This is a genomic window from Neoroseomonas rubea, from assembly GCF_016106015.1.
Lineage (GTDB): Bacteria > Pseudomonadota > Alphaproteobacteria > Acetobacterales > Acetobacteraceae > Neoroseomonas > Neoroseomonas rubea.
Genome location: NZ_JACADQ010000107.1, coordinates 1 through 11,753 on the forward strand (window position 1 = coordinate 1; position 11,753 = coordinate 11,753).

9 protein-coding genes are annotated in these 11,753 nt (G+C 70.7%); 3 read left to right on the plus strand and 6 right to left on the minus strand.

Translation table 11 applies throughout. From position 1 onward, the window contains the following. Positions 1–125: 125 nt before the first annotated feature. The 5 genes from HW577_RS12260 to HW577_RS12280 form a co-directional block, all read right to left on the minus strand. Entirely contained in the window at positions 126–1,529 is a 1,404-nt protein-coding gene (locus HW577_RS12260; RefSeq protein ID WP_198376420.1) for an NAD(P)(+) transhydrogenase (Re/Si-specific) subunit beta, read from the minus strand. 4 nt (positions 1,530–1,533) lie between these two features. Next, positions 1,534–1,929: an NAD(P) transhydrogenase subunit alpha part 2 gene (locus HW577_RS12265; RefSeq protein WP_198376421.1), complete on the minus strand. Its 396-nt coding sequence runs from the start codon at positions 1,927–1,929 to the stop codon at positions 1,534–1,536. A gap of 12 nt (positions 1,930–1,941) precedes the next feature. Continuing rightward, positions 1,942–3,063, minus strand: a complete 1,122-nt coding sequence (locus HW577_RS12270; protein ID WP_198376422.1) for an NAD(P) transhydrogenase subunit alpha — start codon at positions 3,061–3,063, stop codon at positions 1,942–1,944. Between the two features lie 221 nt (positions 3,064–3,284). Then, positions 3,285–4,664, minus strand: coding sequence for an ABC1 kinase family protein (locus HW577_RS12275; protein WP_198376423.1), 1,380 nt, complete (start codon positions 4,662–4,664; stop codon positions 3,285–3,287). After that, positions 4,657–6,492: a M3 family oligoendopeptidase gene (locus tag HW577_RS12280; RefSeq protein ID WP_198376424.1), complete on the minus strand. Its 1,836-nt coding sequence runs from the start codon at positions 6,490–6,492 to the stop codon at positions 4,657–4,659. Before HW577_RS12280 ends, HW577_RS12275 begins: the two co-directional genes overlap by 8 nt. A 75-nt stretch (positions 6,493–6,567) precedes the next feature. Between HW577_RS12280 and HW577_RS12285 the strand changes: the two genes are divergently transcribed. The 3 genes from HW577_RS12285 to HW577_RS12295 all read left to right on the plus strand — a co-directional run bounded on the left by HW577_RS12285 (position 6,568) and on the right by HW577_RS12295 (position 10,711). Then, complete coding sequence (locus HW577_RS12285; RefSeq protein ID WP_198376425.1) at positions 6,568–8,292, plus strand: AMP-dependent synthetase/ligase; 1,725 nt, start codon at positions 6,568–6,570, stop codon at positions 8,290–8,292. A 282-nt stretch (positions 8,293–8,574) separates the two neighbouring features. Then, positions 8,575–9,966, plus strand: coding sequence for a CoA transferase (locus HW577_RS12290; protein WP_198376426.1), 1,392 nt, complete (start codon positions 8,575–8,577; stop codon positions 9,964–9,966). A gap of 49 nt (positions 9,967–10,015) precedes the next feature. Continuing rightward, positions 10,016–10,711 carry a DUF2726 domain-containing protein gene (locus HW577_RS12295; RefSeq protein WP_198376427.1) on the plus strand — a complete coding sequence of 232 codons (696 nt, stop codon included), beginning with the start codon at positions 10,016–10,018 and terminating at the stop codon, positions 10,709–10,711. Between the two features lie 7 nt (positions 10,712–10,718). On the opposite strand, the gene HW577_RS12300 is transcribed toward HW577_RS12295, so the two are convergent. After that, positions 10,719–11,753 (minus strand): TauD/TfdA family dioxygenase (locus tag HW577_RS12300; protein WP_198376428.1); only part of this gene is annotated, 1,035 nt, incomplete at its 5' end.

An 11,753-nucleotide genomic window follows, 5' to 3' on the forward strand; every position in this document is an offset into this window, starting at 1 on the left:
ACGTAGACACTTCCGATTCCGTCCTGGAGTGGGCGCAGCGGATGGGCCGCGGCCGCGCCAAAAGCGAAGGGGGCGGCCCCGTGCGGCGCCGCCCCCCCTTGCCAGCCAAGGATGTCCGGCAGGCGCTACCGCTGCAGCGCCTGCACGATTTCCTGCGTCACCTTCTTCGCGTCGCCGAACAGCATCATCGTGTTCGGGCGGAAGAACAGCTCGTTCTCCACGCCGGCATAGCCCGAGGCCATGCCGCGCTTGATGAAGAACACCGTCTTGGCGCGTTCCACATCCAGGATCGGCATGCCGTAGATGGCGGACGACTTGTCCGTCTTGGCCGCCGGGTTGGTCACGTCGTTGGCGCCGATCACGAAGGCCACGTCGGCGTCGGCGAACTCGGGATTGATCTCCTCGAGCTCGAAGACCTCGTCGTAGGGCACGTTGGCTTCGGCCAGCAGCACGTTCATGTGCCCGGGCATGCGGCCTGCGACGGGGTGGATCGCGTACTTGATCTCCGCCCCTTCCTTCTTCAGCAGGTCCGCCATTTCGCGGAGCACCTGCTGCGCCTGCGCCACCGCCATGCCGTAGCCCGGCACGACGATGATCTTCTGCGCGTTCTTCATCATGTAGGCGGCGTCTTCCGGCGAACCGGCCTTGACCGGCGGGCGGTCCACGTCGCCGCCCGCGGCGACCACGCCGCCTTCCGAGCCGAAGCCACCCAGCAGCACGTTGAGGATGCTGCGGTTCATGCCCTTGCACATGATGTAGGACAGGATCGCACCCGAGGCGCCGACCAGCGCGCCGGTCACGATCAGCAGCAGGTTGCCGATGGTGAAGCCGATGCCCGCCGCCGCCCAGCCCGAGTAGCTGTTCAGCATGGACACGACGACCGGCATGTCCGCCCCGCCGATCGGGATGATCAGCAGGAAGCCCAGCGCGAAGGACAGGATCGCGATCAGCCAGAACAGGAAGCCCGAGCCGGTGACCACGAACAGGATGATCAGCACGACGAGCAGGATGCCCAGGCCGAGGTTCAGCCAATGCTGCCCGTTGAAGATGATCGGCGCGCCCGACATCTTCCCCGCCAGCTTGGCGAAGGCGATGACCGAGCCCGAGAAGGTGATGGCGCCGATCGCAAGCCCCAGCGACATCTCGATCAGCGACGCGGCCTTGATGTTGCCGCGCGTGCCGATGCCGAAGGATTCCGGCGCGTAGAAGGCCGCCGCCGCGACGAACACCGCCGCCATGCCGACCAGCGAGTGGAAGGCCGCGACCAGCTGCGGCAGCGCCGTCATCTGGATGCGCTGGGCGAGGATGGTGCCGATCGTGCCGCCGATCGCCAGCCCCACCACCACCAGCGTCACGCCGCCAAAGCCGATGCCAGGCTTGAACAGCGTGGCCAGGATGGCGATGCCCATCCCGATCATGCCGTACATGTTACCCTGGCGGCTGGTCTCGGGGTGCGAGAGCCCGCGCAGCGCGAGAATGAAGAGGACCGAGGCGACCAGGTAGGCCAGGGTCGAGAGCGTCGTGCCCATCGGCTTAGCTCCCCTTCTTCTTGAACATGGCGAGCATGCGCCTGGTCACCATGAAGCCGCCGAAGATGTTCACCGCGGCGAGCGTCACGGCCAGGAAGCCGAAGATGCGCGCGAGCGTGCTGTCCGCCATGCCGGCGGCCAGGATCGCGCCCACCACGATCACCGAGGAGATGGCGTTGGTCACGCCCATCAGCGGCGAATGCAGCGCCGGGGTGACGTTCCACACCACGTGGTAGCCGACGAAGCAGGCCAGCAGGAAGATCGTCAGCAGGTACAGGAAGGGCTCGGCCGCCGCGGCGACCGGGGCCGCGGCCTCGGCGGCGCGGCGCGCAGCCTCGGCGAGTTCGAGGGCGCGCTGCGCGGCAGCGGTGGCCTGGTTGGCGAGTTCCGTCGCGTTCATCGCTGTTCCCCCTTACGCCGCCGGCTTCATCAGCGGGTGGACCACGGCGCCGCAGCGCGTCAGCGCGACACCCTTCACGATATCGTCCTCCTCCGGCAGCTTCGGCGCCTTGGCTTCCTTGTCCCAGAAGGTGGTCAGGAAGGTGAGGAGGTTGCGCGCATAGAGCGCGGAGGAGGCCGCCGGCAGGCGCCCCGGCCAATTGGTGAAGCCCAGGATCTTCACCCCGTTCGCCGTCACGACGAGTTCACCCGGCTTCGTTGCCGCGCAGTTCCCGCCCGCATCGGCGGCGATGTCCACGATGACCGAGCCCGGCTTCATCGAGGCGACCATCGCTTCCGTCACCAGCGTCGGCGCCTTGCGGCCCTGCACCAGCGCGGTGCAGACCACGACATCCTGCTTGGCGATGTGCGCGGCGACCACTTCCGCCTGCTTGGCGTAGAACTCGGCGCTCAGCTGCTTGGCGTAGCCGCCCGCCGTCTGCGCCGCCTTGCTCTCCTCGTCCTCGTAGCCGACGAAGGTCGCACCCAGCGACTTGATCTCCTCCTTCGCCGCGGGGCGGACATCGGTCGCCGAGACGCGGCCGCCGAGGCGGCGCGCCGTCGCGATCGCCTGCAGCCCCGCCACGCCGGCGCCCATGATGAAGACGTTGGCGGCGGGCACGGTGCCGGCCGCCGTCATCATCATCGGGAAGCCCTTGTCGTAGGCGCCCGCGCCTTCGATCACCGCGCGGTAGCCCGCGAGGTTGGCCTGGGAGGACAGCACGTCCATCGACTGCGCGCGGGTGATGCGCGGCAGGAGTTCCATGGAGCAGGCATCCACGCCCGCCGCGGCATAGGCGGCCGCCGCGGCCGCATCGGCGCCGAGCGTGCCGATCAGCAGCGCGCCGCGCGGCAGCTCGGCCTCCGGCGCGCGCACCACCAGCACGATGCCCGCGCCAGCAAGCGCGCCAGCGGCATCGGCGGCGATGGTCGCCCCCGCCTCGGCATAGGCGGCGTCGATGATGCCGGAGGCGAGTCCCGCCCCCGATTCCACCGCGACCTCCAGCCCCAGGCCGACATACTTCTTGACCGTCTCGGGCGTCGCCGCGACGCGGGTTTCCCCGCTCCGCCGCTCCTTCAACACCGCCACACGCATCCGGGATACTCCCCCACGCGCCACAGGAACGGGCGCACCTAGCCCCTGGGCGCCGGGGTGTCCAGCGCCCGCACGATGAAACGACCGGCACCCGAGCGGGCGCCAGCCGGCCGCGTCAAGCAGGGGGCGGATGCGGGAATTTCAAGGCGGGGCGACGTGCGGCCCGCCAGATGGGGCGCAAGCGTGTCTGCCACGCATCGATTGCGGCCCCGCCCCCGCCTTCAGCCCGGCGGGTGCGGGTCCGGCAGTCCCGCCTCGGCCAGCGCGACGCGCTGGCGCTGGGCCAGCACATCCGTGTCGAAGCCCTGGATCAGTTCCTGGAACAGGTCGTGCCAGTTCAGCTTCGCGCCGAGCCGCAGGAACACCGAGCCCAGCCCGATCGCCGCGCGGTCCATCAGCGGGAATTCCCGCGGCACGCGCACGCCCCCCGTCCGCTTGAGGCCCGCATGGACCTCCTCGGCGATCTTGCGGCCGTATTGCGGGTCGTCGTTCACCTGGATCGGGCGCACCCGGGCGTCGAGCAGCGGCTCGTAGAGGAACTTCGCCCAGATGTTCAGGACCTCCATCGTCTCCCGCTTGAGATTGCGGAAGCCCCAAATGTCGTAGGCCGCGGCGGCCTTGTCGAAATCGTCGTCGCGGATCGCCTCGTAGAGCATGATCACGCCGCCGATGAAGGTGGGGGGAAAAATCCGCACCACCCCGAAATCCAGCAGGTTGATCCCCCAGCCGCCATTCTCCGGCGCGTCCGACCGCACCTGGTAGTTGCCCAGATGCGGGTCGCCATGGATCACGCCATAGCCGTACAGCGGCACGTACCAGGCGCGGAACAGCGCGCGGGCGTAGGCGGCGCGTTCCTCCTCCGGCGGGTCCTCGTCGATGCGCGCCTGGATGGCGCGGCCATCGAGCCAGGTCATGGTCAGCAGGCGCTTCGTGCAGAGGCTCTCGATGGGCGTGGGCACGCGCACGCCGGGAACGCCCTGCAGCATCTTGGCGTAGAGCTTCTGCTGCGCGGCTTCCCGCAGGTAGTCGAGCTCCTCGCGCAGCCGCTCGGAGAGTTCCAGATACGCTTCCTCGTTCTCCAGCGTGCTGTCCATGCGGCGATAGATCGCCATGGCCATCTTCAACTGGCGCAGGTCCGCTTCCACCACCGACGCCATGTCGGGGTATTGCAGCTTGCAGGCCACCCGCGTGCCGTCATGCAGCGTCGCGCGATGCACCTGGCCGAGCGAGGCGGCGGCGGCGGCCTCGCGCTCGAAATTCGCGAAGCGGGATTCCCAGGCGGGGCCGAGTTCGCTCGCCATGCGCCGGCGCACGAAGGGCCAGCCCATGGGCGGGGCATTGGCCTGCAGCGTGGCCAGTTCCTTCGCGTATTCCGGCGGCAGCGCGTCCGGCACGGTCGAGAGGAACTGCGCGACCTTCATCATCGGGCCCTTGAGCCCGCCGAGGACGGCCTTGAGGTCCTCCGCATGCGCGGCCTCATTGCCCTTCACGCCGAACAGGCGCTTGCCCGCGTAGCGCGCGGCGATGCCGGTCACGGCGCCGGAGGTGCGCAGCATGCGCCGCGCCTCCCCGAAGATCGTGCTGCCTTCCCGGTCAGCCATCGGCGCGCTCCAGTTCATCGATGAAGCCGGAGATCACGTCGAGCCCCTTGGTCCAGAAGGCCGGGTCCGCGGCGTTCAGGCCGAAGGGCGCCAGCAGTTCCTTGTGCCGCTTGGTCCCGCCCGCGCGCAGCATGTCCAGGTACTTGCCCTCGAAGCCCGGCACCGAGCCGTCGCGATAGACGCCGTACAGCGCGTTCACCAGGCAATCCCCGAAGGCGTAGGCGTAGACGTAGAAGGGCGAGTGCACGAAGTGCGGGATATAGGCCCAGTAGACGCCGTAGTCGGGCGTGAACTCGAAGGCCGGGCCGAGGCTTTCCGTCTGCACCTGCATCCACAGCTCGGCCAGGCGTTCCGTGGAGATCTCGCCCTTGCGGCGCTCGTCGTGCAGCAGCGTCTCGAAGCGGTAGAAGGCGATCTGGCGGACCACCGTGTTCAGCATGTCCTCGACCTTGCCGGCGAGCATGCCGCGGCGGCGGCGCGGGTCGGTCTCGGCATCGAGCACGGCGCGGAAGGTCAGCATCTCCCCGAACACCGACGCGGTCTCGGCGAGCGTCAGCGGCGTGGAGGACATCAGGTAGCCCTGCCCGCCGGCGAGGATCTGGTGCACGCCATGGCCCAGTTCGTGCGCGAGCGTCATCACGTCCCGCGCCTTGCCGTGGTAGTTCAGCAGCAGATAGGGATGCGCGGAGGGCACGGTCGGGTGCGCGAAGGCGCCGGACGCCTTGCCCGGCCGCAGCGCGGCGTCGATCCAGGGCTTGTCGAAGAAGCGCTTGCCCACCGCAGCGAGTTCCGGGCTGAAGGCGGCGTAGGACGTCAGCACGCGATCGACGGCCTCGGGCCAGGGAATGAGGCGGTCATCCTCCTCCGGCAGCGGCGCGTTGCGGTCCCAGTGCTGCAACTTCGGCAGGCCGAGCCACTTCGCCTTCATCCCGTAGTAGCGATGCGACAACCGGGCGTAGGAGGCGCGGACGGCGGAGACGAGCGCGTCCACGACCTCGTCCTCGACCATGTTGGAGCGGTTGCGGTAGGACCCCGGGCGCGGATAGTGGCGCCACTTGTCCTCGATCTCCTTGTCCTTCGCGAGCGTGTTCGTGATCAGCGCGAACAGCCGCGACCGGTCCCCGAAGGCCGCCGAGACACCCGCCGCCGCCGCCTGCCGCTTCGCGCGGTCGCGGTCGGACAGGCGGTTCAGCGCGGCGGAGACGGTCAGCTCCTCCTCCCCCACCTTCACGCGCATCGTCGCGATCGTCTCGTCGAACAGGCGCGTCCAGGCGGAACGGCCCGCGACCTCCTTCTCGTGCAGCAGCTTCTCCGCCTCGTCCGACAATTGGTGCGGGCGGAACACGCGCAGGTCGCGCAGCCAGGGGCGCCAGCGGGACGCCGCGGCCGACCCGCCGACCTTGGCTTCCAGCGCGGCATCCTCGAGCCGGTTGATCTCCAGCGTGAAGAACAGCAGGTGGGAGGAGATCAGCGTCACCCTCTCCTGCGTCGTCTGGTAGAAGCGGCCATTCGCCGCGTCCTCGGCATCCCCGGCGAATACGAGCCCGGCGAAGGAGGTGACGCGGCCGAGCGCCTCCCACATCCGCTCGTAATCCGCGATGGCCTGGGCCAGCGCGTCGCCCGACAGGGCCGCGAGGCGCCCGGACAGGCGCTGCTCGAAGGCGCGGGCCTCGGCCTCGACCCGGTCGAGATCGGCGGCCAGCCGCGGATCCTCCGGCCCGGCATAGAGGTCGGAGAGGTCCCAGATGGGCAGCGCGGCCTCGGCGGCGGCGGCATCGAGGGGGGCGCGGGCGGGGGCGGGGAGCGGCGGATTGATCACGCAGCCCATATAGACCGATCGGGGACTTGGCCAAGCGTGCGTGCGCCGCCTACATGGCCGGACGGGGACGTTCACGGGGGACCCATGCCCTATTCGGCGGGAGGCTGGCCCACGCTGCCGGCGATGATGCTGGCGCGCGCGGCGGACTGGGCGGACCGGCCACTGTTCCGCCACTGGCAGGGTGGCGCCTGGCGCAGCCTGCGCTGGGGCGAATTCGCGACCCAGGTCGCCTCGGTCGCGGCCTTCCTGCGCGCCCGGGGCGTCGGGCCGGGGGACCGGGTCATGCTGGTCAGCGAGAACCGGCCCGAATTCCCCATCGCCGACACCGCCATCATGGCGGTCGGCGCCATCACCGTGCCGACCTACACGACGAACCTCGCCGCGGACCACGCGCATATCCTGCGCGATTCCGGGGCGCGGGCGGCCATCGTCTCGAGCCGGAAACTGGCCGAGAAGGTCCTGGAAGGTGCCGCCCTGGCCGGCGGGCTCGACCTGCTGGTCTGCATCGAGGACCCGCCCGAAGCCGCGGGCATGGCCGGGCATCGGTGGGAGGAGGCGCTCGCCACGCTAGGCGACGTCGCGGCCCTGCACGCGGAAGCCGCCGCCGCCCCGCCCGACAGCCTCGCCTGCCTGATCTACACCTCCGGCACCGGGGGGCTGCCCAAGGGGGTGATGCTTCCGCATCGGGCGCTGCTCGCCAACCGCGCGGGGGTGCTGCCGCTCGCCAAGCGGCTCGATCTCGACGGCAAGCCGTATTTGTCCTTCCTGCCGCTGTCGCATTCCTACGAGCACACGGTGGGCGGCTTCCTGCTGCCCTCGATCGGGATGGAGGTGGTCTATTCGCGCGGCGCCGACCGGCTGTCGCACGAATTCGCGGAAATCCAGCCCGCCGTCGTCACCGCCGTGCCCCGGCTGTTCGAGGTGCTGCGCGGGCGCATCCTGGCGGGGCTCGAGAAGGAGAGCGCCTTCAAGCGCGGCCTGTTCGACCGCGCGCTGGCGCTCGGCCTGCGCCGGATGGACGGGCCGCCGCTCAGCCTGCTCGACCGCGTCCAGGACGCGGTGCTGGAGAAGCTGGTGCGGGAGAAGGTGCGCGCGCGCTTCGGCGGGCGGGTCCAGGCGCTGGTCTCGGGCGGGGCGCGGCTCGATCCGGACCTCTCGGGCTTCTTCATGGCGCTCGGGCTTCCGGTTCTGCAGGGATACGGCCAGACCGAGGCCGGCCCCGTCGTCAGCGTCAACCTGCCCTGGGGCAACCGCCGCCACACGGTCGGCCCGCCCCTGCTGGGCGTCGAATGCCGCATCGCCGAGGATGGGGAGGTGCTGATCCGCGGCGAGCTCGTCATGACCGGCTACTGGAACAACCCGGAGGCAACCGAGGCCGCGCTGAAGCCCCCGCCCGGCGAGACAGAGCACTGGCTGCACACCGGCGATGTCGGCGTGATCGAGGATGGCTATCTGCGCATCACCGACCGCAAGCGGGACTTCATCAAGACGCTGGGCGGCGACATGGTCAGCCCCGCCAAGGTGGAAAGCCTGCTGATGGCCGAACCCGAGGTCCACCAGGCGCTGGTCGCGGGCGAAGGCCGGCCGGCGCTCGTCGCCCTCATCGTCCCGACGGAAGGGATGGAGGCGAAGATCGGCGAGGCGGTGCGCCGCGTGAACGCCAAGCTGCCGACGATCGAGCGCATCCGCCACTTCACCGCGACCGAGCCCTTCACCATCGACAACGGCCTGCTGACGCCGACGATGAAGGTGAAGCGCCGCATGGCGATCGATGCGCGGGCGGGCGAGATCGAGAAGATGTGGGGATAGCGGAGCGACCGCGCGGCGCCTTCGTCCGCGCGCGCTTCGCCGGGGGGCAAGCGGAGGCGCGCCGTCTCGCCAGCGCCACGAAGCGCGCCGCGGCATCGACCGGCGTGCCGTTCGCCGTCATCGGCGCGACCGTTCCGCGCCGGATGCCGCGGGCCTCGTCCGCGCGCCCGGCATCACGGCAGTGCAGGACGACGCCGGCACGGACCGGGCGGCGACGATGCGCTGCGCCATCTCCCGCTGAACGGGCTGGACCATGGCGCGGCCCCAGGCGAGCCTGCGGCCATGACCACCTCCCCCGACGCCGCCCTCGATGCGCTCTGGCGCCAGGCCGGCCTGGCCGCTTCCCTGCGCCCCGAGACCACGCTCGCCGGCGCCGACCCGCTGATGCCCTCGACCTTCGCCGTCGGCACATCGGCGCTGGCGAGCATCGGCGCGACCGGCGCGGCGGCGGCCGCCATCCACGCCGCGCGCGGCGGCGGCGCGCAGCGGGTTGCCGTCGACATCGCCCATGCGCTCGCCGAGTTCCGCTCAGAACACCACCTGCGCATCGACGGCGCCGAGGTGCATGAAGGCTGGGACCGCATCGCCGGCCTGCATCGCTGCGGGGACGGGCGCTGGCTGCGGCTGCACACCAACCTGCCGCATCATCGCGACGCCGTCCTCCGCGTGCTCGGCTGCGACTACGACCGCGCGGCGGTGACGGCGGCGCTGCAATCCTGGCAGGCCGAAGCGGCCGAGACCGCGATCTACGAGGCCGGCGGAGTCGCGACCATGACGCGCGCGCTCGACGAATGGGCCGCGCACCCGGCCGGCGCCGCCGCCGCGTCGCTACCCGCGCTGGTGCTGGAACGCATCGGCGATGCCCCGCCCACGCCCCTGCCGCCGCTTGCCGCGCGGCCCTTGCAGGGCCTCCGCGTGCTGGACCTCACGCGCGTCATCGCCGGCCCCGTCGCCGGGCGGACGCTGGCCGCCCACGGCGCGGAGGTGCTGCACATCACCGGCCCGCATCTGCCCTCCATCCCCGCGCTGGTGATGGACACGGGGCGCGGCAAGCGCTGCGCAGCACTCGACCTGCGGGCGGAGGCCGACCGCGCAACGCTGCGCGGGCTCGCTTCAGGCGCCGATGTGTTCCTGCAAGGCTACCGGCCAGGCGCGATCGCCGGGCACGGCTTCGCGCCGGAAGCGCTCGCGGCGCTGAGGCCGGGGATCGTCTGCGTCTCGCTTTCCGCCTGGGGGCATCTCGGCCCGTGGGCGGGGCGGCGCGGCTTCGATTCCCTGGTGCAGAACGCGAACGGCATCAACGACGCGGAACGCGACGCGGCCGGCGAAGACAAGCCGAAGCCCCTGCCCTGCCAGGCGCTCGATCATGCCTCGGGCTACCTGCTGGCCTTCGGGGCGATGGCGGCGCTGCTGCGGCGGGCGGAGGAAGGCGGGTCGTGGCTCGTGCGCGTCGCGCTCGCCGGCACGGGGGAATGGATCAAGCGGCTGGGGCGGGTCGAGGGCGGGCTCGCCGCACCGGGGATTTTCGATGTCACGCCGTTCCTCGAGGACAGTGCGAGCGGCTTTGGGCGAATGACGGCGGTGCGGCAAAGCGCGGGAATGTCGGGCACGCCGGCGCATTGGGCACTGCCGGCGGTGCCGCTCGGGACGCATCCGGCGGCGTGGGGTGGGTAAGCCGCGACAGCACTACCCGCGCGGGGCGCCGCTCGATTAACCTTCATCTATGTCGCAGGACTTGGCTCCGTTCCTCAAGAACCCCGTTCTGCCGATCGCCATCTGGCTCGTTGGGATCGGTGTGGGAATCGGCATCGAACGGTTTCTGTCCAGGCTCCGCCGGGAAGCCTGGCGGCGGCGCAACGCCTCGCGCATCGTTGAGCGCAACGGCGTGCGCGAACCAATCAGACTTGCACCGACATTCTCAGGAAGCCCGCCTGCACCGCGGCTCACCGATGCGGCCGACCAGCTGCGCATCGTCATGGGCGCCGCCTTCACCCCCCAGCCGCTGCTCAACAAGAGCGAGGCGCGCGTGCTGCGTGAACTCGAACGCTGCGTGGAGAGCTGCAATCCGACGTGGCAGGTCATGGCACAGGTCTCCCTGGGCGAGGTTCTTCGCAGCAACGACACGGCGGCCTTCGCCTGCATCAATGCGAAGCGCGTGGACCTGCTCCTGATCGATGAGGAGTGCCTCCCCCGTCACGCCATCGAATATCAGGGCTCCGGACATCACCAGGGCACCGCGGCCGCACGCGACGCGGTCAAGAAAGAGGCCCTTCGTCGCGCGGGCGTCGGCTACCACGAGGTCATCGCAGGTCACACGACGCCCGCGGACCTGCGGCGATTGGTCGAAAAACTCGTGCCGAAGCAAGCCGGAGGGGTGCAGCCGCAGCAGCAAGCCCTGCCCCGCCAGCAGATGCCCTGACGGCGCCTCACGCCGCCACCGCACTCCTTCCCAAAATCGCCCCACCCCGCAGCGCCCCCGCCTCCACCGCCCCCCACTGCACCCGATGCCCCTCCGGCAGCGCCCGGCTGAACGGCGTCGCCAGCCAGATGCGCAGCAGCACGCGATGCGCACCCGACGCCGCATCGTCCGCATAGGCCGTGCGCCCGTGATAGGTCGTGTGCTGGTTCAGCAGCTGGATGTCCCCCGGCGTGAAGGGCGCCTCCGCGCATAACTCGTCAGCGAGGGCGGCGAGCATGTCCATCGCCTCGATTTGCGCCGCGCGCAGGGGCGGTACGCCCGGCTCGGCATGCGCCATCTCGACATAGGTGCGCGAATACTGGCTGGTGAACGCGCCCTCCGGACCGCGCGCAAACACCGGCATCCGGAACACGCGGTCAGAATGCCCAACCCCTTCCTCATCCGCCGGGCGCATGCGGAAGAAATCCTCATACAGCACCGCGAGCAGGTCGGGCCGGCGGCGCGCCATCTCGTCATGGATGGCGATGGTGGAGACGACGCGCGACACGCCGCCCTCGATGCCGTTCGACGCGCACAGCAACGCCAGCAGGTCGCATTTGTCGGTGTGGAAGCGCAGCGGCCCGGTGGAGCGCGACCGCGCGCGCGCCGAGGGCACCGGCCCCGCGCCGCCGCCGGTCACCGCGATCCCCGCGCCGGTCTCGTCCTTCACCTCGGCCAGCACCTCGCCGGTCGTGTTCTGGAACAGCGGCGTGCCGATATTGGCGCACAGCCCCCAGAACAGCGTGCGCAGGTCGTCACGCGACAGCCGTTCCACCGGCAGGCCCGACAGGCGCACCACGCCCGCGCCGTCTTCCAATTCGCGCGTCACCTCGGCCAGAAGCGGCGCCAGCGCGGGGATGGAAAAATGCTCGCGCGCAATCGCCGGTGGCGCGCGGCCGGCGGCCTTCACCTCGGCCAGCGCGGCGTCCAGCGCGGCGATCTCGGCCGGCGTCAGCCGCCGCGGCCAGAAGCCGCGCGTGGCAAGCTCGCCGCCGCGCCAGGC